Here is a 23,347-nt window from a genome sequence, read left to right on the forward strand (position 1 = left end):
CGGGGGCTGACCATGAATCGTGATCCAGACGTTGCGGGCATGGTGACAGCTGCAGAAGCTTGCGGGCAACGACACTGCGGATAGTGCCTTCAAGCACTTGCCACCCCCATTGCTGGCGTTAGGGTGCCATCACTGACCTGTCCGAACACGTGACCCTGTCCCCAACTCGCAGTGGCACCGAGGACACGCTTAAAGCCGTGTCCAGCAATGGTGATTTCCCTGCCACTGCACCTGCTGCCAACCCGGTTTTCTACCGGACCTACAGCCGCCGCAGCAGCACGGGACGCGAGAGCTGGAGCGAAGTGGGACGTCGCAACCTGGGTGGCTTGGAGACGCTGGGACAACTCACCAGCGAAGAAGTCGCTCTTCTTGCCCGCATGCAAGCCGAAAAGAAAGCGCTGCCATCCGGACGCTGGCTCTGGATCGGAGGCACACCCTGGATTGAACGGCGAGACAATTTCTCGGGTGCGTACAACTGCACCTCCACGAATCTTGTGGATTGGGAAGCCTTCGGTCTGATGATGGACCTGGCGATGATGGGTTGTGGAACCGGAGCCATCATCGAGCCCCATCTAATCGACCGTTTGCCAGTGGTCACCAATCCGATTGAGGTGCTTGATGTTTCTGAGATCGGTGTCACACCGGCAGGGCAACGTCAGGACAAGACCACCTTCAACATTAGTGACGACACCGTTTCCATTCGTGTCGGCGATACCAGGCGAGGGTGGGTTGACAGCTACCAACTGATGCTCGAATTGAGCAGCGACGAACGCTTCGCTGGTCGCACCGTCAAGGTGCAGGTTGACCTCTCCGATGTCCGGCCTGTCGGCGAAACCCTCAAGGGATTCGGCGGCATGGCCAACCCAGTGAAACTGAAAGATCTTTATGCCAGGGTCGCTCGCCTGCTCGGTAAGGCTGTTGGGCGCAAGCTCACCTCAGTGGAATGCTGCCTTCTGATCGATGAAGCGGCTGTCACCATTGTGGCGGGCAACATCCGTCGCAGTGCCGGCATGCGTCAATTCGCTTCAGCTGACAGCAGCGCTGCAGGTGCGAAAGACAATCTCTGGCAGCAAGACGAACAAGGCAATTGGCGCATCGATCCTGAAAGGGACGCCTTGCGCATGGCCAACCACACTCGCGTGTATCACACACGGCCCAGCCGAGAGGTGTTGCACGAAGCTGTGACCCGTCAATTCCACAGCGGGGAAGGTGCGATTCAGTTTGCGCCTGAGGCCATCGCCCGCTCGAACGCGGATTTGCTCAGCACACCCGAACTGCGTCGCGAATTCATCGACATTTACTGCGATCAAGGCAAAGAAGAGGCCGGCCGCTGGCTGAACCTCAACCACGGCCCTATCGCGGAAGACGAGCTTGAGCATCGTCTCGGCCGCTATGGCCTCAACCCATGCGGCGAAATTCTCGGTGCAGATTTCCACTGCAACCTCGCCGAGGTGCACCTCAACCAAATCGATCCCAGTGACGAGGAGGGTCAACGTGATGCTTTCCGCGCTGGTGCCCTATCAGTGGCATGTCTCCTCAATCACGAGTTTGAAGTCAAGCGTTATCGCCAAAGCCGGGCCTGGGATCCGATCGTTGGTGTGAGCTTCACCGGACTGTTCGACTTCTTTGTGCATGCTTTCGGCACCCCCTGGCTGCAGTGGTGGGAGGCAGGACGGCCCAATACAGAAGAAGGCCAGGAGTTCAAGCGGCGTGAGGCGGAATACTTGAGTCGCTGGAAAGCGACCGTCAATGAAGCCGTCTGGGAATACTGCGATCGTCACGGCCTGCGTCGCCCGAACCGCTGCACCACAGTTCAGCCCGCGGGAACCAAGAGCCTGCTCACCGGTGCGGCTCCTGGCTGGCACCCCCCCAAGGCCCAGCGTTTCATCCGCCGAATCACCTTCCGCAAAAACGATCCGGTGGCCATGGCTTGCATGGACTACGGCTACACCGTGGTGCCTTCACAGTCAGACAAAGACGATCAGGGCCGCCTCCTGGACGATCCCTTTGATCCACGCTGCACGGAATGGCTGGTGGAAATCCCCACCGAAGTGAGCTGGGCCAATCTTCCCGGTGCAGACGCCGTCGACATCAATGCCTTCTCTGCGATGGCTCAGTTCGACTTCTACATGCAAGTGCAGACCCACTACACCGCCCACAACACTTCAGCCACGATCGAGTTCCGTGAGCACGAAATTGAGGCAATCACCGATGCGCTCCACGGAACCATCGCGCGAGGTGATGGCTACATCTCGGCCGCACTGCTGGCCCGCTTCGATGCCAACGCCACCTTCCCGCGTCTGCCCTTTGAACCGATCGATGCCGACACCTACGAGCAGATGCAATCCGACGTGATCCAACGTCGAGTGAGCTCCGACTTCTTTGAAGCTCTGCAGCGCTACGACTTGGGTGAGATCAGCGAGGCTGGACCGGCTGGCTGTGATTCCGATAAGTGCCTGCTGCCACTGGCAAAGCCGGAAAACTGATCACCGTGGAGTCGCCCCAAGGGGCGGCTCCTTTAAAGTGATGGACGGACCGCAGAATCGCACCGAAACCTGGAGAGGTGGTCGAGTGGTTTATGGCTCTGGTCTTGAAAACCAGCGTGTCTTCACGGGCACCGTGGGTTCGAATCCCACCCTCTCCGCTCTGAAAGCCCAGTCAGTGACTGGGTTTTTTATTGTTTTCAATCGTCTGACTAACCCCATCAATCAGCCTTCAATACCTGGCACCATCGCCCGCACTTCGTGGGCTTTTTTATTAGATACAGACATCGTTGCCGTCCGTTGCTATGACCAGGCTGTAGCTCCACGCCCTCCAATGTCTGAAGAGCAGACCAAGAAGCAGGAAATCAAGGAAGAGTCAGCTGAGGAAGAGCTGCTCAAGAATGAGTTGACAGAAGACGAGCTGAAGGATGTTAGTGGTGGTACAGGTATGACTGAGCAGTCAGTTAACAACTGGATTGACGAAAGAATTCACTTTCTTGACCCATCAGCATAAGAGGCAGAGGAGCAATAACACTCTTAGTTCTAAACCTGTATTCACTGTATTTTATGTCAGAAGAGCAACTCAAAGCCTTCCTGGAGAAGGTCAAAGGCGACACCAGCTTTCAGGAAAAGCTCAATACAGAAGGAGCTGATTTTGTTGCTATTGTTGCTATTGCAAAGGCTGCAGGGTTTTCGATCACCACAGAAGACCTAAACTCTCATAGACAGGTGGAGCTTAGTGATGATGAGCTTGAGGCTGCGGCTGGGGGTTGGAATATGGATTGGTTTACTCATTACCATCCACCAGCATGCCGCTAACCTCTCTGGTAGCCTAGCCCTCAAAGCCCCTGCATTGACAGGGGTTTTTTATTGCTTCAATAGTCTGAATAATCTAATGTTCAATCAGGCGCAACGCACCTTTGAAAGCTCTTCTGCTCGTAACAGCACTAATGGTGTCTGCTCTACCAGTTAAGGCACAAGACGACCCTACTCCCAGAGAAAAGGGTTACTACATTTATGGGAATGTTTTAGGCACGGGTAGCACTTTGTGTGAAGCAGTAGCAAATAACCAGATGACAAGGGATTTTGCGAGACGTTATTTTTCTTCTGTAACCGCAGAACTAGCAAAAGCACCAGAGACCCAAGATTTTGTGTCTGCGATTCAACAAGCGTCAAGCGAAATAGCAAATAGCTGTGAAGACGTCTTTAAATAGAAAGGAGTAGCGAAACTGTGGAACTTATCTACTTTGACCCTTGGCGTCACCGGCTTCCGCGTGAGCTAATCAAGGTGACTTTTTGAACTCGTCAGACTGGGATAGAAGCAATCGCTCCATGGCTGACACCAGCACCAAATCCGCTCCAAAGAGCAAAACCCGGAATCCCTGGGATCCCATCCCCCCTCGATCGCTGCCGGTCAGCGAGAACTGCACCAGGACAACTGATCTGATCATCCCCTCCGTTCAGGAGCGAACCACCGCCAGTTGATCGGCAGCCGCACCTCGCTGGTCTTTCAAACCAGCTGGAGAGGCATTTATGCCACGTTTTTATGCCACACCATCGCTTCAGGGACCAAAACTCCTGCTGTGACTGACTTATCTTTTGGTCTTGAAAACCAGCGTGTCTTCACGGGCACCGTGGGTTCGAATCCCACCCTCTCCGCTCTGAAAGCCCAGTCAGTGACTGGGTTTTTTAATGCCTGACTGCATTCTCAGCGACTGGTGCTGGGGGTGTCGCCCTGGCATGCGACCGATGCGCAAGTGGCTCTTTAGTGGCTCAGCCCAGAGCGTTTGAGTCGTTGAAGCCGCTGCCAGCCAGACCCAAGCCCTTTAGCTGACAATCGGCTTCAGCAGTCATCCAACACTGTTATCAAATCGCTATCGATTGCCTGTTGCCTGTTGTGGCAAATGCCAACTGGTACGACTACCTCGATTTGGATCGCTTTTGGGAGACGACGCCAGTAAAGAAACCAGAAGATTGTGATTGCGATAAGCCAGGGACCCTCACCGACTCTCTGATCGGGTCTCTTGAAAGCTTCGTTGGCAAAGAGGCAAAAGACGACGAGATCATAGGCGCCGAAAGCCTTCCGAGAACTCCTCAAGGATGGGGTGTGAGATGGCGCCCTGAATGGTTCCCAGATGGCGCAGAGAGAAATCTCGTTGATGCAAACCTGCGCTGGGCGGACCTGAGGGGAGCAGACCTGTGGCGTGCGGACCTGTGGCGTGCGGACCTTGTTCGTGCGGACCTGAGGGGTGCCGACCTGGATAGTGCGTTCCTGTGGGGTGCGAACCTGAGGGGTGCGGACCTGAGGGGTGCGCTCAATTTGGATCCTGCTGCAGATTTCGCGATTTGGTTCCAAACAACCTGCCCGGACGGCAGTCTGAGTATCGGCAATTGGCCTTGTTTTGGAGATCAGCTAATTCCTTTCTGAGCATCGACGCACAAGGGCTGAATGCTGCTGCAGACCGTTGCTATGACCAGGCTGTAGCTCCACGCCCTCCAATGTCCAAAGAGCAGCTCAATGCCTTTCTAGAAAAGGTCAAAGGCGACACCAGCCTTCAGGAAAAGCTCAATGCACCAACCACTCCTGAAGCTGTTATTGAACTCGCCAAAGACGCAGGGTTTGCCATTACCGCAGAAGATATTCTGTCAATGCAATCGACAACGGAAGAAGTGTCAGATGACGAGCTTGAAGTTGCAACTGGCGGATTGGTGGAGGTCACTCTCGCTTCGCCTACTACGCCTACAACTTCGCCTACGGTTATAACTAGGGTTAGACACAACAGGACTCCGCTTACGCCGAGGACGCCCAGCTCTCCCGCGCCTGCACCGATCATTAAATAAGCCAGCCTTCAATACCTGGCACCATCGCCCGCACTTAGCGGGCTTTTTTGATTGCTTGCAGACATCGCTGCCGACCGTTGCTATGACCAGACTGTAGCTCCACGCCCCCCCATGTCAGAAGAGCAACTCAAAGCGTTCCTGGAGAAGGTGAAAGGCGACACCAGTCTTATGGAGAAGCTCCAAGCTGCAGCCTCCCCTGAAGCCGCTATTGAAATTGCTAAAGACGCAGGCTTTGCAATTACCGCAGAAGATATTCAATCAATGCAATCGGCAACGGTAGAAGTTTCAGACGAGGAGCTAGAGGGCGCAGCTGGCGGTAATCGGCGACGAGGGAGCTGGAGGTGCAAGAGGTAATGATAGGAGCGTGAGGGTGTAATGCAATGAGCTGGTGAGGATCCTTCAGGTAATGGATCCTAAAGCGCTCCCAAAGCCCCTGAATTGACAGGAGTTTTTTATTGCTTCAATCGTCTGACTAACCCCTTCAATCAGCCTTCAATACCTGGCACCATCGCCCACATTTAGCGCGCTGTTTTATAACTCACTGACACCGCTGCCGACCGTTGCTATCACCAAGCTGTAGCTCAGCCCTCCAATGTCAGAAGAGCAACTCAAAGCGTTCCTGGAGAAGATCCAAGGCGACACCAGTCTGCAGGAAAAGCTCAAGGCAGCAACCTCCGCTGAAGCTACTGTTGAAATCGCCAAAGACGCAGGCTTTTCAATTAGCGCAGAAGATATTCAATTAATGCAATTGGCAACGGTAGAAGTGTCAGACGATGAGCTGGAAGGTGCGGCTGGTGGCAGGCGCCGGACTGGTAAGTTGTCGGTGGTGTGTTGTACAAATGTATGTGGTTAGAATTCTTTCTGTCGCTAGGACCGTTGTCAGACCAGAGCAGGATTCAAGCCTACGCTCTCATCAAAGCCCCTACATTGACAGAGGCTTTTTATTGCTTCAATAGCCCAACCAACTCCTCCAATCAGCCTTCAATATCTAGCAGTAACACCCGTATTAAATTTCGACCTATACACAAGTAATGCGCATTACTTAAACGGAGGCTGGTTCAAGCGCAGCGTCAATGCTCGTGATTGACGGTGTTCTGCTGTTCACTCAGCCACCAGGCTTACGTCTGTTTCTAGGGATGATGAACTCATCTGCCAAAGCCAGAGCATCACTCCCACGCTGCTCTGCGATGAGCTGCTCAACCCGGTCATCCCACCAGCGGATGGTCTCAGGTTTCAGTCCCTTACTGTTCTCGTTGCTTGGCTTCTCCTCACCGCAGGCCATTGCCGCGCTGCAACAGCGTCCAGTCAAGTGTTTTTTAACCGTAGACCGTGGCTGATGTCGCCTGACCATGACGCAAGCGCTCCGGCTGTCACCAACTCAGGTGGTGAGGCTGTTCGGCTGTTGTGAGCGCCACTGCTCCTGCCGCGTAGTAAAGCAGCTATGGAAACAACGGACGAGACTGTTTTGAAGCAAAACTGAGACTGCGAAACCTGACAAAGACTGACAAGCTTCTGAAAGGGTAGATCCGTTCTAGGGTTCTCTAATGCGGCTGCGGACCTTCTTGATGTCGTGGCGCTTGCTGCGATTGCTGGTGGCACTAGAAGCAAAGCTGGCCGCTGCTGAAAAGAGGAAGCGCATGCCGATCACTGGGGTCGTTGCCCTGGCATGCGTCCCATGCATAAGTGGCTTGTTTGGTAGCTCACCCCAGAGCATTTCAGCTGTTGGTGCTGTTACCGACCGTTGCTATGCCAGGCTGTAGCTCCACGCTCTCCAATGTCAGAAGAACAGGTCAAGAAGCAGGAAGCCATAGAAGAGACAACTAAGGCAGAGCAGGTGAAGGAAGAGTTGAATGAGGAGGAATTAAAGGGTGTTGATGGAGGCGCCTATTATCCAAACTTTGACGGTAGCGACTGGCACTATGAGGATCAATGACTGAGAGATGCCATAAACAAAAACCGTTCCTTTGTTGCATTTGCAACTTCGTTAATATGGTTTTAGCAACCCTCTGAACTCCACCATGGAAGACCCAAAAAACATCAAGGACGACATTTCCGATAAAGAACTGGAAAGTACCAGCGGTGGTCTCCGGCATAGGGATAGAGAAATCCCTGAAAGGATTCGGCAAAGGAACAGGGAGATACAAGGAAGGTTTCGGGTAAGAATGAGAGAGATTCCAGGTGATGAATAAGAAAGGTTCGTTGCTATGGTTTCAGCAACCCTCTAAACACCAATCATGGAAGAGAAGAAAAGTATCAACGCAAACATTTCTGAAGAAGAATTAGAAAGTGTCACTGGTGGCAACGACTTGTCAGCAGAAGAGAGGCGAGTTGGACTCCCGGTGCGCGGGCAGCGAACCCGCACAAATGCGCAAACCCGTCGCGGACCTCGCGTGACGCAGGGCGGAATTATCAAGTGAAAACTTCAAAACCTTTAGTGTCAGTAACCCTCTGAACTTCACAAATGTCAGAAGACCGGTTGAAAGCCTCCTGGAAAAAGTTAAATCAAATACCGAATACTGGAAAAGCGCAAAGCAGCAACCACGCCTGGAGCTGCTCTTGAAATCGCCATTGAAGCTGGGTTTTTAATTACCGTAGAAGATGTTCGATCTATGAAATCGCAATTGAGAGAAGTGTCAGACGAGGAGCTGAAAGCTGATGCTGGCGGCGATCAACGGAGTCAGCGGAGCTGGGACTCCTGTTGGGGGAGGTGGGTATGTTGCACTGAGCTCGGCTGAAAGATGCGCCCTCAAAGCCCCCTGCATTGACTGTGGTTTCTTATTGCTTCAATACTCTGACTAATCCCAACAATCAGCCTCCAATATCTGGCACCATGACCTGCACTTAGCGGGCTTTTTTATTAGATACAGACATCGCAGCCGAACACTGCCATGACAAGGCTGCAGCTCCACGCCCTCCAATGAAGAAGAGCAGCTCAAAGCGTTCTGGGAAGCCATTCAATCAAATCCTGAGCTTCAAAAAAGCTGAGCGGCGTCACTGACCAGTCTTAATGATCAACGGGAGGCATTGATACTACGCCTTGATGCCACACCATCGTTTTAGGGGCCAAAACATGGCTGTAACGAGCTTTATCAGCGGTCTTGAAAACCAGCCTGTCTTCACGGGCACCGTGGACTTGAGTTCCAACCTCTCTATTTAAAATCCTGGTCAATGAGCAGGTGATTAATTACTTTATAGAAATGATGGCTCTTGTCTCGACCAAAGATTGCAAAGGATGGTGCCTATTGACCCATTCCTTGCCCCATGAACCTAGCTGAATACGGAGACTGGGCATGAAGCCAATCATTCCAGCGATTCAATTGCAGCAACTCCATGCCGACACACTGCCAGCATGGTTGCATCTCACATCACCATTGCTGCGCTCTTACGCGAATGCCGCACTGGGTATTAATGGGCCAGATAGCAACAACTTCATTGCGCTGGCTTTGGAAGGTGAATCACGTGAGCAGATTGGTCTGCTGCTCGCTGAGGTGATGGATTGGCCAACCAAGAACGAGGCTGCAGCCCAACGACTCTGCATACACAGCCTGTGTGTTGCAAAGCCTTATCGTCGCCAAGGATTGGGGCGGCTGTTATTGACCCAATCCCAACAGTGGGCCATCGCACATCACCTGTCAGGCCTGCACATGCCTGTGCCCCTTCAGTCTCAATCGAGTGAAGCTCTATTGACATTGACGGCAACAAAGGGTGGCTGGACATCAACACCCGGAAAAGTAGTTGTCAGGCTGTCCGTGAGTGCCACTGTTGAGACGTTGCTACAACGACTTGAGTTAGTGGTTGAGCGTCAATCTCGCAATGCTTCCTGGCAAATAGCACCGTACCCAAAATCACCAACCACCGCGTTTCAGGAACGCATCACCAAAGCAGAGCAAGCAGACATTGCAACTCCCCTAGATTTGGATCAGGAGAGCCTGCCGTGGCAGCCTGCAGTGGACTACAGCCGGATCGTTCTCTCCGAAGGCCAGATCATTGGCTGGCTGATTACCCATTACGTGAGTGCTGATTGTCTTCGCTATGCCAAGTTTTGGGTGGATCCTGGCTGGGAACACACGGGAGCACCCCTGGCCATGCTGGCCTCTGTCATGCGATCAGCTCATTTCAGCGAAAGCACGAACGTCATCCCCAAAGGATGCTTCATTTCCCACCCATCCAACCAGCCATTGCATCACTGGGTCGAGAAACAATTCAAGCCTGTCAGCGACAGCTGGTGTCAGATCGAGAATCGAGATTTATTGTTTCAACAGCCTCAAGAATGAGTCTTAGAAGCCAACTTCACCGGCCAAGAGTCATCACTCGGTGGTCATCGATGCAGAGACACTCGCTTAATGCAATGCCAGGATGACCCACGAATCTGAATCATCCTGGCCTATCCATCAACAGCATCAGCTAATGCATCAGCGGTAGCATCAGCCAGTAGCAGAAACTACTAACAACAAACGCAATCGCCAGTGAAGCGACGGTGTAAGTCATTGGCTTGCCTCCTTCTTCGGTGTAAGCCGATAGGCGACCAATGACGAGGAACCCACCAGAAGCGAAAGAATGGCAACGGTCAAAATTTCCATCGACCAAGAAGCGAGGAAAGTTCTTGATAATCGATCAACTCGATCAAAAAATGCAGCAATCACAACCAAGAGCGTGGGTCGAGAATATCTACCTAGAACTTTTTAGCATTCATCAATACCATTTGAAGACGCATTTTCTGCCGCAAGCCAATGCCACAGCAGAAAACCGACTGGTGTGGGTTTACCAACATCAGTGGACATCATTGACATGACTGGGGCATCAAGAAGTCAGAGCAGGCTTGATCGGATGGCACGAAAACTCCAGCTCCCTCTCTCGAAAAGCACCAGTTCGAGCACAGCCGCATGGGCTGCCCTGACCTTTGCTTGCATTACAGCGCTCGCAACCTGGGGACTGGCCAACGCTTACCCCACCATGTGACCTACGATCCTCAGCGTTCATCTTCAGGCCTGAGGCCAGAAGCAAGCAGTTCAGCCCGTCAATGATTGGCGAGTGTGCAGGATGGTTGGCGAATCAGCTCGTGGATCCGTGTGCGCGTACAGTCCATCGGCTGAAGAATCGTGCTGAGCAACACCCCATCGCGTTCAGCTTCGAGAACCAAGAGGCTTCCGCAGAAGACCAGCTGAAACGTCCAGGACTCAAAACCAGCAAGTTGAAATTTCATTTTCTCTGTCCGTTCATAGCGAGCTGATTACTCAACAAACGCCGGAACTGCATTGAACATGCAAAACAGCGGAGAAAAGCAATCAAATTGATGCTTTTAGCTTGCTGGAACAGAGAAGATGTTTCTCTAAAACAAAAGATTCTGATTGGGATCAGGTGTTTATATCAGCACTTATATCCAATGGAGATCAATGGTCAAACCACTGAGCTTGTCGATCTAACTGAGCTGAGGTAAGAAATCAATACCTCGACAGGAGAGGAGGCTTGAACGCTCTCCCCTCCTCTGACCCGACGACTCAGTACTTGACCATGCGATAGGTCTTGGTCAAGTGTTGGCGAGCAGCCTCAATATTCTCTTGATACGTCTTGCGCTCAAAAGACAGCACTTGAGCCTTGGTGAGCGATTGCGCTGATTGATAGCGAACACCGCGATACGTGCAGGTTGTCATCGGCTGAGGAGCGTGCGAAGGGAGAGTCAACGGCATCACCATGACAGCGAGTCTTTAACTCGCAAGCGCTTGTGTATCAGCCAGTGCTTGAATTTGGAATCTTTTTGGCACTTTCGTATCTCGAGGATACGTTTTTGCTTCAGGTTCTTGAAGAAACGTGGTGACACAAAGAGTCGCCGTCAGTGGCCTGCAACAACCAAGCCAGGCGCACGACAAAACACACATGGCGTCATTCGCCAAGCCGCCAGCGGAGTCCAATGCCCAGAACACGTCCAAGATGACAACAGAGCTGGAACAGCATCAATCACCCATTAGGGTCAAAGTCTTTGACGAAGGAACCATGACCGTCAATCGACTGGTTGTGCTGATCGGCAGCATTCTTGGCCTGATTGGGATCGTCGCTTGGATCGGTGAGCTCGATCTTGGGCTTGAAGAATCTGTGCCCGCAACCGTCGAGCAGCCCAGTGATTCCCAGCGCAGCGACTAAGGCGAGTCCAGGGCACCCAGATCCGATCAACCAGCACTGGGCATACCCGCCGTGATTTGTTGTCTGTGCGGCAGGCAACCCATTGGTGAGTTGCATTGGGGTTGGTTCAACATCCATGTGGATTCAGCAGCTCATCAGCGCACCACGAAGGAAGCTGAAGCCAGCGATCCGGAAACAACAAGATCAGATTGAATCCAATGAAGGATGATCGAGATAGTGCAATTCTCCTATGGATGCCATAACAAAAACTCCCATCAGCAAGGGTTGCCGATGGGAGCCCATGGTCTCCACCGCGAGCCAGATCACCAGAAACTACTCATGGGCAACATGCTGACATGCGTCACATGCGCACATCTGAAGCAACAATCAAAAAAATTATGGGCCTCTGCAAGGTGATGAAGCACTGAATAAAATCAACACAAGACCACCAACAATGCCCACAATCTCAAATCGGGACTGGATCAAATACGAAGGTGGGCTGACCAGGACAAAGACCGTTGATGGGGTCCTCAACTGAGCCGTCAGGCATCACTGTGTTGCAGAAGATCGTCGACGCATCCGTCAAGGCACCACGAAGATCGGCGTCAGTTAAATCAAGGTTGGTCAGGTTCGCCCCACGTAAATCCGCGCCACGAAAATCACCATTGATGGCATTGGCGTCTGTGAGATTCGCACCTCTCAAATCCGCATTCCTGAAATCCGTGGCGAGTAAGTTGGTGAAGCGAAGATCAGCATTCAAAAAACTGGCATCCATGAGATCGGCGGTGGCCAGACTTGAGAAATTCCAGTTGGTGTCGTCAAAAACAGCGCCCTGAGCGGAAGAACCTGAGATCGACCCATTAACAAAGTCAGCACCAATAGCAATTAGGTCATCCAGCTGTGATGCGACAAACGATGTTCCACCCAGATCAGCACCGGTGAGATCAGCATCACGGAAGTCGCTGCCATCAAGCGAAAGATCACTCAAGTTGAACCCAGAGAGATTGCGTCCTCGAGCATTGGTACCAGAGACCAACGCCAACCCCCTGCGAAGTTTGGTTCCATAGGCGAACCGGCCTGGTGTTTGCTCTTGCAGTGCTGCGGTGTAAATCACACTATCAGGATCCACTTCAAGAACCGAGTCTTTCGCGCCAAACAACACCTGTTCCTGGGAATTCTTAGAAGAGCTAAGAACGATGCCATTGGGCATAATTGTTTCATCCAAAATCGCGCCTTTGAACGTTTCTCGGTCAAACTTGGCACCGTAAAATGTGCATCCGCTGAGCACAACACCCTCAAAGTTGGTCCCGCGCAGGTCGGAGAACTGAAATCCAGTGTCTTGAATGATTGATTCAGTGAAATTGGCGTTCCTCAGATTACCGAAATCAAAGGTGCTTCCAACGATTTGGGCTCCACGGAGATCGGCGTCTTGAAGATCAACATTGGAGTTATCCATCAACACCATCTGAGCTTCCCGCAGATCAGCTCCAGCGAGATCCGCTTGCGCAAATGACGTAATCGACAACAAGGCATTTCGAAAGGAGACATCACTGAAGTCTCCAAACGAAATCGAACCCGCCTGCAGATTCACATCATCAAGATTGCTCCCGGAGAAATCACTGAATGCAAGGAACGCTCCTTGAAAATAAGACCCCTTCAGATCAAGATTTTGTGCCTGTACGCCAGGACCAGCGGGTATGCCATCAACAACTTCTCCAGCCTGAACCTGCCTTCCAGAATAAATTTCAATCAGCTTGTAATAAGGATTGTTTGGCTTAACGCTTAATTCTTTGTGGCTAGACATTGGAGAGTTTCACAGTCGTCTTGACTATGACCATGAACGTGAAACGCGGCAATCGTGACCACCGATCGTTCAATTGCCAATGGTGACAAGCGCCTCCTTATTTTTCCACCACACCCAATCGCGTATTGGTGGTGTGTTGCGCAGTTGTTCGCGCGTCAGGCCTAGCCCCAGCTTTTGAGACGCGCCCAGAAGCACATCCAGCATCTCTTCACCATCACTGCAGCGGGCCAAGGCCTCGTTTGTTTTTTTGGCACCATCGAGCGCTTGCACGAGCAGCTGAACCCGGCGGACCGGTGGCAGGGAACGAGGATCCATAACTCGGCTAAGCGGCGTCTTAACGTAGTCAAAATCTCTGACAAGCCTCGCTCGGCGGGTCAGACTCTCTGTAGAGATGCATCACAATGGCGTCCCCACACGGCCATCACTGGGTCATTGGAGACGTCCACGGCTGCGACGAGGCGTTGCAGCGTTTGTTGGCAGTGCTTCCCAAAACGGATCACCTGGTGTTCTGCGGTGATGTGATCAACAGAGGTCCAAACATCGCGGACTGCATCAATCGGGTCTGGGGTTTGGTGAGCTGCGGACGAGCCACCTGGCTGCGTGGCAACCATGAACAGACCCTGATCGAAAGTCTCAAAGCAGCGCCAACAGCAAGCGGCGCCGATCTGTTCACCATCGAGACGTACCACCAGCTCGGAGAGCCCCAAACGCGGGAATGGCTGCAACGACTCAGGACACTCCCACTGGTGTATCGCGGCCACGGGTGGGTCGCGACCCATGCCGGTTTCGACGAGCACGGGCAACCGGATCTTGATGTCCGTGAGTCGTTTTGGGAGCGTTATGACGGCCGTTACGGCATGGTCGTTGTTGGGCACACCCCTCGACCGGCGGTTGAACAACGTGGCCAGATCGTGATGATTGACACCGGTGCGGTTTACGGAGGGCCACTCACAGCGTTTTGCCCTGAAACCCATGCCGTTGTGCAGGTGATCGGACAGCCCGCAGAACAAGCCGTCCATCGCCCGCAGCGGACTCTGACCGCTGGGGTGCCTTGCTGAAGGTTTACCGCAGCAATCGCGCGGAGCTGCTGGCCCAGCTGCTAGCGCATGCGTTAAGGCTTGACGCCCCCGGGCCCTTTGAACAGATCGAGGTGGTGGTGAACACCTGGCCCACCAGCCGCTGGCTGGGTGAACAGCTCGCCGCCATGAATGGCATCAGTGCCTTGGTGCGCTTCCCATTCCCAGGCACCCGGCTGCGCCAACTGGTTCACGCAGTGCTCAGCGCCGACGAAGCCAGCGACGATCCATGGCGAGCGGAACGCCTGGTGTGGACAGTGCTGAAGGTGTTGCCAGACCTGCTGGACCATGACAGCGCCGCAAGCCTGCGTCAGTGGTGGGAGCGCCATCACAGCGAGCCTGGACACCTGAACAGAGACCAATGGCAACTGGCGCGAGGCCTCGCCGATGCGATGGACGACTACGCGCTCTACAGACCGCAGGAGCTTGCTGAGTGGCTGGCTGGAGAGAGCAGCAAGACTCTCCCCGAAGGATTGCAATGGCAAGCTGTTCTGGCCCGCGCCCTGGCAAGGGAGTTGCCCTGCCAACCGTTTGGCCTCCAGGTGCAACAGGCGGTTCTGAAACTGCGCGATGGACAGGAGCCGGCTCAACCTCTGCCGCCCCGCCTGCGTCTTTTCGGCGTCAGCAATCTGGCTCCCGTTCAGGTGAATCTTTTGCAGGCCCTGGCCGGTTACATCAGCGTGGAACTTTTTCTGCTGACCCCCTGCCCGGATCTTTGGCAGCGCTCGCAACGGCGCCGACGTCAACTTGGCGACAATTGGACGGACTCACCCAATGGTTCTTGGCTGATCGAAGCCCCACGCCTGGAGGGAATCCTGGGCCGGATGGGGGCTGAATTTCAGCTGCTGCTGGAGGGCAGCGGTGACTGCATGCTTGGCAGCTGGGAACAGGGCGATCTCTTCGCCGATCCCACTGCCATGAACAGCGGTGATCCCGATGCTCCAACCCTGCTGGAGCAGCTGCAGCGCCAGCTGGCAGCTGGAGAGACTGAGCCAAGCCAATTGGTCTTGACGGATCAGGATCAATCGCTCCAATTCATGGGCTGTGCGGGGCCATGGCGGGAAGTGCAGCTGGTGCGCGACCGCATTCTTGGCTGGATGGCGGACGACCCGACCCTTCAGCCCCGCGACGTTCTGGTGATGACGCCCGATGTGGAGCGCTATGCACCGCTGCTGGCCTCGGTGTTCTCCGATCAAGATGCCACCGGGGTGGATCTCCCCTGGCGCTTAACCGACCGCAGCCAGCAGAGTTGCCCAGGACTGCAGCAGGCCTTCATGACCCTGCTGCGTCTCAGTGCAGATCGCCTCACCGCCAGTGGACTCGAAGCCCTGTTGGGCAATCCGGCGCTTCAGGCGCTCCAAACCATCACCTCCGATGATGCGATGGCCATCACCTCAGCCTTGCAGCGCACTGGCTTTCGCTGGGGGCTCGATGCCAGCGAGCGCAGAGGAGACGACACCCATAGCCTGCGATGGTGCCTCGACCGCTGGCTGCTGGGCCTCACGCTTCCGGAAGACCCAGGCCTGGCCTTGGGTGATTGTGCACCGGCTCTAACCAATGTCAGCCTTCAGGAGCTGGCACTGTGGTGGCCCTTGCTAGACGGCCTGGCGAGCTGGATCAGCCGATTACGCGTCAGTGCACCTTGCCCGGTGTGGGTGGAACGTTTGCGGGACTTGCTCGAGGATCTCTTTCTCGATGGTGGCGATTGGGACTGGGAATGGCAGGCGATCCAGCAGAGCCTGGACACCTGGCAACAGCAGGCGGCTGATTGCTCCCTGCAACTGGATGTGGCAGTAGTCATCCAAGTGCTGCAGGAAGCGCTCTCTGCGGATAGCGGCCGGTTTGGCCATCGCAGCGGAGCCCTAACCGTGAGCGCCTTGGAGCCGATGCGGGCCATCCCTCACCGGGCGATTGTGCTGATGGGCCTGGACGCCGCATCATTTCCACGCCATCAGGAGCGTGCAGGCTTTCATCTGCTGGAACTGCAACGGCGACTCGGCGATCCCAGCAGCACGGATCAAGACCGCTATGTGCTGCTGGAAGCATTGCTATCGGCGAGGCAACACCTACTGGTCAGTTGGACTAGCCGTGATGAACGCCACGGCGCAGCGCTACCCCCTTGTCCACCCGTGCAGCAATGGCTGAGCCTGCTTGAAGAGCAGCTCGGATCCCAGGCCATGGAGCAGCTGATGATCGAGCCACCGGCCAATCCGCTGGACGCTGGCAATTTTCAAACCTCAGCAGAAACGGGGGCGATCAGTCGCGACCGTCGCCTCTTGGATGCGCGCCGAAACCTTGAAGTGCAGCTGCAAGGTCAACCCCAACGTCCCAGCCTGGGCTTGGCGATGCCCTTGCAATGGCGACATCAGGAGATCCAGGACGTGGCTGTGCTCAATCCAGAAGCGATCCAAATCCTGAACCTTTGGCTTCACGCACCCCAGAGCGACTGGCTCAAGCGGCAGGGCATCGAAGCAGGCGAATGGTGCGATGCCGTCGAAGACCTCTCACCCCTGTCGATGGACGAGCTGGATCGCCATCGGTTGATCAGGGAACGGTTGGCCGAACAACTGGATCATCTGGCCGAACATCCAGAGACGCGCTGGGATCACATCGACCACGTCGACTGGAGGGTGCGGTGCTGTGGCCAGGGCCTGATGCCTCCAGGAGCGGCGGCAGCACTGGATCAGGACAGGCTTGAACAACGCTGGCAAAACCTTCAGCACACCCTGTTCAGCCTTGGCCCCGTGCATCAGCTCCAATCGCACAGCAACACGCTGAACACCGGTCAACTAATGGCCGGGGAGCTTGCCGTGCACATCAGCACGTCGAAACTGCGCGCCAGAACGCTCCTTCAGGCGTGGCTCCAACATCTCCTCGTGCAGTTGGGCAATGCTCCTTGCAGCAGCGCCGTGATTTGCCGACCTGAAGGGAGTGCCAAAGCGGATCAATTTCAGATCGCAATGCGTTGGCAGACGATGGCGCCGCAGGAAGCAGCGCATCAGATTGCACAGCTGCAGGGGCTCGCGGCACAGGGCGCGGAGCAGTGCTGGCCGGTTCCACCGGAGAGCGGCCTGGCTCGAGCCCTGGCGCTGGCCAAGGGACAAGACGCCGCGGACCGGGCCTTCACCAATCGCTGGCAAGGAGGATTCAGCCTCTGGGCGGAGCGAGACCAGGCCCAACTCAGCCTTTGTTTTGGCGACGGTTGTGACGCGCAACAGCTGCTGCAAGATCCAGGATTCAAAACAGCCTTTGCGTCGCTTTATCAACCCTTGCTCGAGGCTCGCTGCCAATGAGTCCGATGGCAGCGGCGACCAACCGGCGCTTTGACCCGAACAGGTATCCCCTGACACCAGGGGTGCGACTGCTGGAAGCGAGTGCAGGCACGGGAAAAACCTTCGCTCTCGCGCATCTTGTACTACGACTGGTGGTGGAACAGCAGCTCACTCTGGACCAGCTGTTGGTGGTGACCTTCACCGAGGCCGCCGCGGCTGAACTGCGCGACCGAATTGGCCGCCGCCTGGATGGAGCACTGCAGGGCCTGATGCAACTGGAAAGCAATCAACCAGTGGACGACCGTGCGGATGCGGTGCTGGAGGAATGGCTGGAGCGGCACGGGCAAGACGCCTCTCAGCGCAGGATTTTGGCGAGCCGGTTGCTGGAAGCACTCGAAGCGCTGGAACGTGCAGACATCACCACCATCCATGGGTTTTGCCGGCGCACATTGCGCCGGCAGGCCTTGCAGAGCGGACAGGCCCTGGAACTAAACCTCGACGATGATCCCCAGACCATGGCCCAGGACGTGGCGCATGACCTCTGGCGGGAGCAAGTTCTCGGCCTAGCCCCCGCCGATCTGGCGGGATTGCTAGCCGCGGGGCTCAACGCGGATGCATTGACCGCGCAGCTGCAACGCCTTGATGGAGACTGCGCAGTGAGCATCGTCTCTGACGCAGAGCCGATTGAGCCAAGACAGCCCCTGGCCGTCGCCTTTGACGGGTGGATGCAAAGCCGCTGGATCCGGTTCTGCGAGCGCTGGAGAGACGGCGGCACCGCCTTGGAGCAAACCTTGCGATCCTGCGCTGCCGAATGGCGAGGCTACGGCTGCAAGGAGACCAAACCGTTCAGTCCGAAACCGAGAAAGGATCGCAGCCAGGAGCTCGATACCTGGCTGCGGCACGTGAACGCAACGGGACAGGAACGCCCGAGCTACGTCGACGTGCGCAACCAGGGGCTGCTGGGGAGTTATTTCCACCCCGGAAACTTCGAAAAAACGGCGCGTGCTTGCGGGGACATCAACCCCAGTCTCCCCGCACCAGAGCTGCAAGAGGCCATCGCCGATCTGTGGGATGGTCCCGCTGAGCAAACCTGGCGCCTGTTGCTCAGTCGCGGGCTGGAGCAGGTCAGAGAGCGACGCCGTCAACGGGGTGTGATCGGTTTTTCAGGCCTGCTGGATGCCTTGGACCCCGAACAGTCGGCCCATGCCGAATCCTGGATCCAACCGCTGCGAAAGCGCTATCGCGTCGCCTTGATCGACGAGTTTCAAGACACCGATCCACTGCAATGGAGGCTGATGCAGACCGCCTTCGGCACATCGGAACACCTGCTGCTGATGGTGGGTGACCCTAAGCAGGCGATTTACCGCTTCAGGGGCGGAGATCTAAACACTTACAAGAGCGCCCGTCGTGCCGTGGAGTGCATCGATGACCTGCTCGACAATCGACGCACCACACCGCCCCTGATGAAGGGGATGAATGACCTGATGGCTCCGGGACTGCTGCACTCTGAGCTGCCAGTGCCAGCGGTGACGCCGCGTGCCTCCATCAGCCCACTTCCTCTCAACAAGGACTGTCAGTCCCTGCAGCTCCTGGACATCAATCCCGAGGGGGAAACAGAGCAGACCAGTCGAACGACGCTCGAGGAGCGCATCCCCGCCATAACCTCCGAGCTGATTCTCACGACTTTGGCGGACGTACCGGAGCTCGACCCCTCGGACGTCTGCATTCTCGTCAGCCGTCACCGCCAAGCCGAAGCGATCCGCCGTCAGCTGGCGGCATCGGGATTGCCCAGTCGCCTGGTGAGCCAGGGCGATGTGTTGAGCAGCCAGGGTGCGGCAGATCTTCAGACGTTCCTGGATGCCCTGGCACGCCCGGCGCACTCCAGTGGACTGCGCGAGCTGGCCGTATCGCCCTTGCTGCAGTGGCGCCAGGTGGACCTGGAAATCGCAGAGACCAACGGTCGACTCGACCAACTGGCGGCCCAGATTCAGAACCTGGCGGAGGGGCTTCCCAAACTCGGCTTAATGGGGTGTCTGGCCCAGTTGATGGACGGACAAACCGTGGCCGATTTGTCCAGCCGCGGCCGGTTGCTCGGAGACCTGCAGCAATGCGCACGCCTGGTGCAAGACACCATGCATCGTCAGGGTCTCGATGCCGCCAGTGGCGCGGACTGGCTGAGGCGACAACGCCTGCATCCCCCAGATTCCATTCCCGAGGAAAGGCAGCCCTACAGCGATCTCGCCGAAAGCGCCATTGCCGTGGTCACGGTGCATCGCAGCAAAGGGCTGCAGTACCCCGTAGTGATTTGCCCCTACCTCTGGGAGGCACCCTCACCAGCCAAAGGACCGTTGTGGCGCAACCCAGCAAACGAGTCCGCCTCCGGCTGGCGCATCGCACTCAACATGCACTGGGGACTGGGTCGCCGTCTGGCCCTGGATGACGCGCAGGAACAATACGCAGAGGCAGAACGCCTCGCCTACGTCGCCGTCACGCGCGCGGAACGCCATCTCGTGCTGTTCCTGGCCCAAGCAGCTCAACAGGACGGCAACCCACTCGCACCCTGGCTGTGTGGGCAGGCGGAATCACCATCGCCATGGATCAGTGTGCATGCTGCCCAGCCCTGTCTTCAACCGGGTCGTTGGCGTCCACGCTTCAGCACAAAGCAGCTGGGATGCGGCCCCATCCCCACCCATGGCTTCGACCGAAGCTGGGGCCGCAGCAGCTATTCCGCCTGGATTGCCAACCACGCGACTTCTCCCGTCAACCGTCAAGACCCGCGCAGTTTTGAAGAAGGGCGCGATGTGGATGCCCGCACCGGTGACGACCTCAGCAGCATGTCCACAGAAGCACCCAGCCCTGGTGGCGACAACGAAGACAGTCCTTTAGGCGCCTTCCCCCGGGGTGCCAATGCCGGAGATTGCCTGCATCGCATCCTGGAGCAGATCCCGTTTGACCAACCGGTCGCGCAAGCCGAGAACGAGGAGCTTGTGCAGCGCGAACTGAGTCGTTCGGGTCTTGACACCGACCTGACGGGTGTCGTTCTGAAGGGACTCACCACCCTGCTGCAGACACCGCTCGGCGGCCCCCTGGGAAAGCTCTGCCTCCGGGACTTGCATCCCGGCCGCCGCCTGCATGAAATGAGTTTCGATCTCCCCGTGGCACACCATGGGCGAGCCGTTCGCCCTCAGCATCTCGCAACTGCCTTTCGGACCGAACCCAAGCAGCGTTTTGGAGTGGACTACGCCGATGCCCTGGAACAGCTTGAGTTCATTAGCCGCGGCTTTCTCACGGGATCCATTGATCTGGTGTTCACCGATGGCGAGGATCCCAAAACCGCGCGCTGGTGGGTTGCGGACTGGAAAAGCAACTGGATCGGCGAGCGCGACAGTGCCGGACGACCGCTGCACTGCGGTCCACGTCATTACACCCAGGCAGCAATGGAGGATCAGATGCGACTGCATCACTACCCTCTCCAGGCCCATCTGTATCTCGTTGCCTTACACCGATTCCTGCAATGGCGTCTAGACGACTACCAGCCGGATCGCCATCTGGGTGGTTACGCCTACGTGTTTCTCAGAGGAGTCTCCCCAGAGACCGGTGGCGGTGTCGTCCTCGAAAGGGCACCACTGAAACGGCTCCAAAAGCTCGACGATGTGTTGCGAGGTGACGGGTGAGCGAACAACCACTGGAGAACGCTGCACCACAGGCCCTCAGCCGGGGACTGATGGCAATGCTGACTCGACGCCGTCCCTTACCGAAGCAACTAACACCGCTGGAGCACAGAGCGATGCAGGATCTCGTGCAGGCACTCACCCACGCCCTGAGTCGCGGTGAGATGAGCGTGACCCTCGGCCATGGTGCGCCCGAGCCCGAGGGTCTCTCGGCCGCGGGATGGCCCGACACCCACCGCCAGGCCCTGGAACACAGCGGCTGGCTCAGCGAAGACCCCGCCTTGATGGTGTTAATCGACGACCAGCTGCTGTGGAGGCGCTGGCATCAGGGGATCACCGACCTAGAGGAGCGCCTGGTGCAGCGAAGCCGACTGACCCCCTTGGGACAGGTTTCCGCACAGCACCCGCCGCTTCACAGCTCCGGCAGCGGCGTTCATGAGCAGCACAATGCCGAACAAAAGGCAGCGGTAGAAGCCATCAGCCGTCACCAGCTGGTGTTGCTCAGCGGAGGTCCAGGCACGGGCAAGACCAGCACCGTGCAAGCCATGTTGCTTCGGGCGATTCACGACCGCGGAAACCTGCGCATCCATCTCGCTGCACCAACGGGCAAGGCTGCCCGGCGCCTGCAGGACGCAGTCCGGTGCCATGCAACCACCGCCGCACTGCCTTGCACCACAGTGCACCGATTGCTCCAGGCCCGGCCGGGAGGATTCGCCCGCAACCGCAGAAACCCCTTAAGCATCGACCTGCTGGTGGTGGATGAGATGTCGATGGTGGATCTCAACCTGGCCCAGGCACTGCTGGACGCCCTGCCGGAGGGCGCACAACTGGTGCTGGTCGGCGATGAAAATCAATTGCCACCGATCGGGGTAGGCGCGGTGTGGCAGGCACTGCAATCAGAGGGCCTGCGCCAGAGGTTCGGGCCGGCATCCATCCGTCTGCAGGTTGTGTACCGCAACCGTGGCGACCTGGCTCGCTTGAGCAACGGGCTTTGCAAAGACGGGCCGGAAGCCTTCTGGCAAGGCCTATCGGCACTGGATCACGCATCAAATATCAAGTCGATCCTCACACGCTCAACACGACTTCCCGACCTCGTGCTGACGGCCATTCGTCATCGCATGGACGCAATGAGCAGAGCCTCTCAGGCGCTGAGCATCAACCCCGAAGGAGAGCCTGACCCGAGCCAGGCCCATGCGCTGCTGGAGCAACTCGACTCCCTGATGGTGTTGTGCCCGCGGCGTCGCGGACTTTGGGGTGTCGAGACGCTCCACCGACAGCTCGTGTCGGGCCAAAGTCCAGAGACCTGGCCGGAGGGTTTGCCGGTGCTGTGCAGCGACAACCAGACGGAACTGGGGCTCGCCAATGGTGATCTTGGGATCTGCATCGGCCATGGATCCAGCCGAAGGCTGTTGTTCCGCTGCAGTGATGATGCAGGTGACAGCTGCTTTCGCCTGCTGCACCCGGCACGCATCAAACAGATTCAGCCGGCCCTGGCGCTGACGATCCACAAAGCACAAGGGAGCGAAGCCGATGCGGTGATCCTGCTCTGGCCACCCCAAGAGGAGCGGCCGACCACATCGCTGCTCTACACCGCGATGACTCGTGCGCGTCACCAACTGACCATCGTGCGACTGGCGGCCACGGTCACTGGCAGCCAGATTGAAGAGCGGCATCCTGGACACATCGGTCACCAAGGGGGCAGGACGTGACAACACGGGTTGAGCGTCCCTGGGGCTGGTACGAAAACCTGACGGAGGGACCCGGCTACAAGGTCAAACGCTTGCTGGTGAAGGAGAACGCACGGCTGAGCCTGCAACGGCATCGTCATCGCAGCGAGCACTGGGTTGTGGCGGCTGGTCAGGGGTCGCTTTACTGCGACGGTCAATGGCTGGATGCAAGCGCTGGCACCACCTTTGAAATTCCGGTTGGTGCCCTTCATCGGGCCCGTGGAGGCGCGGGCGATCTGCTGATCATCGAGGTGCAACGCGGCACCGTTTTGCAGGAATCCGACATCGAACGGTTGGAAGATGACTTCGGGAGGGTGATACCTTGAGCCTTCACCTTTGAACAGAAGGCAAGCAAT

21 protein-coding genes, 1 tRNA gene and 1 pseudogene are annotated in these 23,347 nt (G+C 56.5%); 19 read left to right on the plus strand and 4 right to left on the minus strand.

Annotated features, from left to right (window positions below; all coding sequences use genetic code 11):
- Nucleotides 1-149 precede the first annotated feature (149 nt).
- From nrdJ to SynA1825c_RS13680, 13 genes and pseudogenes are all read left to right on the plus strand, one after another.
- A complete protein-coding gene (gene nrdJ, locus SynA1825c_RS09485; protein WP_186469071.1) occupies nucleotides 150-2,486 on the plus strand; it encodes a ribonucleoside-triphosphate reductase, adenosylcobalamin-dependent in 2,337 nt (778 codons plus the stop codon).
- A 71-nt stretch (nucleotides 2,487-2,557) separates the two neighbouring features.
- Nucleotides 2,558-2,644: transfer RNA gene (locus SynA1825c_RS09490), tRNA-Ser, on the plus strand.
- The gene (locus tag SynA1825c_RS09495) at nucleotides 2,620-2,997 is read left to right on the plus strand and encodes a hypothetical protein (protein WP_186469072.1); all 378 of its coding nucleotides are present in this window, start codon (nucleotides 2,620-2,622) and stop codon (nucleotides 2,995-2,997) included. Before SynA1825c_RS09490 ends, SynA1825c_RS09495 begins: the two co-directional genes overlap by 25 nt.
- 53 nt (nucleotides 2,998-3,050) lie before the next feature.
- Nucleotides 3,051-3,302, plus strand: a complete 252-nt coding sequence (locus SynA1825c_RS09500) for a Nif11-like leader peptide family natural product precursor (protein ID WP_186469073.1) — start codon at nucleotides 3,051-3,053, stop codon at nucleotides 3,300-3,302.
- Nucleotides 3,303-4,380: 1,078 nt separating this feature from the next.
- Nucleotides 4,381-4,911, plus strand: coding sequence for a pentapeptide repeat-containing protein (locus SynA1825c_RS09510; protein WP_255478494.1), 531 nt, complete (start codon nucleotides 4,381-4,383; stop codon nucleotides 4,909-4,911).
- 71 nt (nucleotides 4,912-4,982) lie between these two features.
- Nucleotides 4,983-5,324, plus strand: coding sequence for a Nif11-like leader peptide family natural product precursor (locus SynA1825c_RS09515; protein ID WP_186469075.1), 342 nt, complete (start codon nucleotides 4,983-4,985; stop codon nucleotides 5,322-5,324).
- Between the two features lie 111 nt (nucleotides 5,325-5,435).
- Complete coding sequence (locus SynA1825c_RS09520) at nucleotides 5,436-5,678, plus strand: Nif11-like leader peptide family natural product precursor (protein ID WP_186469076.1); 243 nt, start codon at nucleotides 5,436-5,438, stop codon at nucleotides 5,676-5,678.
- A 238-nt stretch (nucleotides 5,679-5,916) separates the two neighbouring features.
- On the plus strand, nucleotides 5,917-6,177 hold the full coding sequence (locus SynA1825c_RS09525) for a Nif11-like leader peptide family natural product precursor (RefSeq protein WP_186469077.1): 261 nt from the start codon (nucleotides 5,917-5,919) through the stop codon (nucleotides 6,175-6,177).
- Between the two features lie 921 nt (nucleotides 6,178-7,098).
- A complete protein-coding gene (locus SynA1825c_RS09530) occupies nucleotides 7,099-7,257 on the plus strand; it encodes a hypothetical protein (protein WP_186469078.1) in 159 nt (52 codons plus the stop codon).
- A 391-nt stretch (nucleotides 7,258-7,648) separates the two neighbouring features.
- Nucleotides 7,649-7,741: pseudogene (rpsM, locus tag SynA1825c_RS13790) on the plus strand (30S ribosomal protein S13); the annotation flags it as partial.
- Between the two features lie 99 nt (nucleotides 7,742-7,840).
- A complete protein-coding gene (locus tag SynA1825c_RS13795; RefSeq protein WP_370593805.1) occupies nucleotides 7,841-8,059 on the plus strand; it encodes a Nif11-like leader peptide family RiPP precursor in 219 nt (72 codons plus the stop codon).
- Nucleotides 8,060-8,614: 555 nt separating this feature from the next.
- On the plus strand, nucleotides 8,615-9,598 hold the full coding sequence (locus tag SynA1825c_RS09545) for a GNAT family N-acetyltransferase (protein ID WP_186469079.1): 984 nt from the start codon (nucleotides 8,615-8,617) through the stop codon (nucleotides 9,596-9,598).
- A 553-nt stretch (nucleotides 9,599-10,151) separates the two neighbouring features.
- Nucleotides 10,152-10,283 carry a hypothetical protein gene (locus tag SynA1825c_RS13680; RefSeq protein ID WP_255478350.1) on the plus strand — a complete coding sequence of 44 codons (132 nt, stop codon included), beginning with the start codon at nucleotides 10,152-10,154 and terminating at the stop codon, nucleotides 10,281-10,283.
- Between the two features lie 58 nt (nucleotides 10,284-10,341).
- On the opposite strand, the gene SynA1825c_RS09550 is transcribed toward SynA1825c_RS13680, so the two are convergent.
- Both SynA1825c_RS09550 and SynA1825c_RS09555 read right to left on the minus strand, forming a co-directional pair.
- On the minus strand, nucleotides 10,342-10,527 hold the full coding sequence (locus SynA1825c_RS09550) for a hypothetical protein (protein WP_186469080.1): 186 nt from the start codon (nucleotides 10,525-10,527) through the stop codon (nucleotides 10,342-10,344).
- A gap of 295 nt (nucleotides 10,528-10,822) precedes the next feature.
- The gene (locus SynA1825c_RS09555) at nucleotides 10,823-10,975 is read right to left on the minus strand and encodes a hypothetical protein (RefSeq protein ID WP_186469081.1); all 153 of its coding nucleotides are present in this window, start codon (nucleotides 10,973-10,975) and stop codon (nucleotides 10,823-10,825) included.
- A 340-nt stretch (nucleotides 10,976-11,315) separates the two neighbouring features.
- On the opposite strand from SynA1825c_RS09555, the gene SynA1825c_RS09560 reads away from it, so the two are divergent.
- The gene (locus tag SynA1825c_RS09560; protein WP_186469082.1) at nucleotides 11,316-11,462 is read left to right on the plus strand and encodes a hypothetical protein; all 147 of its coding nucleotides are present in this window, start codon (nucleotides 11,316-11,318) and stop codon (nucleotides 11,460-11,462) included.
- Nucleotides 11,463-11,907: 445 nt separating this feature from the next.
- On the opposite strand, the gene SynA1825c_RS09565 is transcribed toward SynA1825c_RS09560, so the two are convergent.
- Together SynA1825c_RS09565 and SynA1825c_RS09570 are read right to left on the minus strand one after the other, a co-directional pair.
- Nucleotides 11,908-13,245, minus strand: coding sequence for a pentapeptide repeat-containing protein (locus tag SynA1825c_RS09565; RefSeq protein ID WP_186469083.1), 1,338 nt, complete (start codon nucleotides 13,243-13,245; stop codon nucleotides 11,908-11,910).
- Nucleotides 13,246-13,314: 69 nt separating this feature from the next.
- Entirely contained in the window at nucleotides 13,315-13,560 is a 246-nt protein-coding gene (locus tag SynA1825c_RS09570; protein WP_186469084.1) for a hypothetical protein, read from the minus strand.
- Nucleotides 13,561-13,646: 86 nt separating this feature from the next.
- On the opposite strand from SynA1825c_RS09570, the gene SynA1825c_RS09575 reads away from it, so the two are divergent.
- The 5 genes from SynA1825c_RS09575 to SynA1825c_RS09595 are packed head-to-tail and all read left to right on the plus strand — an operon-like array spanning nucleotide 13,647 to nucleotide 23,317.
- Complete coding sequence (locus SynA1825c_RS09575) at nucleotides 13,647-14,303, plus strand: metallophosphoesterase (RefSeq protein WP_186469085.1); 657 nt, start codon at nucleotides 13,647-13,649, stop codon at nucleotides 14,301-14,303.
- A complete protein-coding gene (locus SynA1825c_RS09580; RefSeq protein WP_186469086.1) occupies nucleotides 14,297-17,614 on the plus strand; it encodes an exodeoxyribonuclease V subunit gamma in 3,318 nt (1,105 codons plus the stop codon). The genes SynA1825c_RS09575 and SynA1825c_RS09580 overlap by 7 nt, the downstream gene beginning before the upstream one ends.
- Nucleotides 17,611-21,267, plus strand: a complete 3,657-nt coding sequence (locus tag SynA1825c_RS09585; protein WP_186469087.1) for a UvrD-helicase domain-containing protein — start codon at nucleotides 17,611-17,613, stop codon at nucleotides 21,265-21,267. The genes SynA1825c_RS09580 and SynA1825c_RS09585 overlap by 4 nt, the downstream gene beginning before the upstream one ends.
- A complete protein-coding gene (locus SynA1825c_RS09590) occupies nucleotides 21,264-22,973 on the plus strand; it encodes an ATP-dependent RecD-like DNA helicase (RefSeq protein WP_255478352.1) in 1,710 nt (569 codons plus the stop codon). Before SynA1825c_RS09585 ends, SynA1825c_RS09590 begins: the two co-directional genes overlap by 4 nt.
- Nucleotides 22,970-23,317 carry a phosphomannose isomerase type II C-terminal cupin domain gene (locus SynA1825c_RS09595; protein WP_186469088.1) on the plus strand — a complete coding sequence of 116 codons (348 nt, stop codon included), beginning with the start codon at nucleotides 22,970-22,972 and terminating at the stop codon, nucleotides 23,315-23,317. The genes SynA1825c_RS09590 and SynA1825c_RS09595 overlap by 4 nt, the downstream gene beginning before the upstream one ends.
- Nucleotides 23,318-23,347: the final 30 nt, after the last annotated feature.

It is taken from the genome of Synechococcus sp. A18-25c, assembly GCF_014280035.1.
Lineage (GTDB): Bacteria > Cyanobacteriota > Cyanobacteriia > PCC-6307 > Cyanobiaceae > Synechococcus_C.

Excerpts from the sequence above, each read along its gene's own strand:
- SynA1825c_RS09515 (WP_186469075.1), top strand. The coding sequence starts at position 4,983 with ATGTCCAAAGAGCAGCTCAATGCCTTTCTAGAAAAGGTCAAAGGCGAC.
- SynA1825c_RS09550 (WP_186469080.1), bottom strand. The coding sequence starts at position 10,527 with ATGAAATTTCAACTTGCTGGTTTTGAGTCCTGGACGTTTCAGCTGGTC.
- SynA1825c_RS09560 (WP_186469082.1), top strand. The coding sequence starts at position 11,316 with ATGACCGTCAATCGACTGGTTGTGCTGATCGGCAGCATTCTTGGCCTG.
- SynA1825c_RS09555 (WP_186469081.1), bottom strand. The coding sequence starts at position 10,975 with ATGACAACCTGCACGTATCGCGGTGTTCGCTATCAATCAGCGCAATCG.
- SynA1825c_RS09520 (WP_186469076.1), top strand. The coding sequence starts at position 5,436 with ATGTCAGAAGAGCAACTCAAAGCGTTCCTGGAGAAGGTGAAAGGCGAC.
- SynA1825c_RS09530 (WP_186469078.1), top strand. The coding sequence starts at position 7,099 with ATGTCAGAAGAACAGGTCAAGAAGCAGGAAGCCATAGAAGAGACAACT.
- SynA1825c_RS09565 (WP_186469083.1), bottom strand. The coding sequence starts at position 13,245 with ATGTCTAGCCACAAAGAATTAAGCGTTAAGCCAAACAATCCTTATTAC.
- SynA1825c_RS13680 (WP_255478350.1), top strand. The coding sequence starts at position 10,152 with ATGGCACGAAAACTCCAGCTCCCTCTCTCGAAAAGCACCAGTTCGAGC.
- SynA1825c_RS09545 (WP_186469079.1), top strand. The coding sequence starts at position 8,615 with ATGAAGCCAATCATTCCAGCGATTCAATTGCAGCAACTCCATGCCGAC.
- SynA1825c_RS09585 (WP_186469087.1), top strand. The coding sequence starts at position 17,611 with ATGAGTCCGATGGCAGCGGCGACCAACCGGCGCTTTGACCCGAACAGG.
- SynA1825c_RS09570 (WP_186469084.1), bottom strand. The coding sequence starts at position 13,560 with ATGGATCCTCGTTCCCTGCCACCGGTCCGCCGGGTTCAGCTGCTCGTG.
- SynA1825c_RS09525 (WP_186469077.1), top strand. The coding sequence starts at position 5,917 with ATGTCAGAAGAGCAACTCAAAGCGTTCCTGGAGAAGATCCAAGGCGAC.
- SynA1825c_RS09500 (WP_186469073.1), top strand. The coding sequence starts at position 3,051 with ATGTCAGAAGAGCAACTCAAAGCCTTCCTGGAGAAGGTCAAAGGCGAC.
- SynA1825c_RS09575 (WP_186469085.1), top strand. The coding sequence starts at position 13,647 with ATGGCGTCCCCACACGGCCATCACTGGGTCATTGGAGACGTCCACGGC.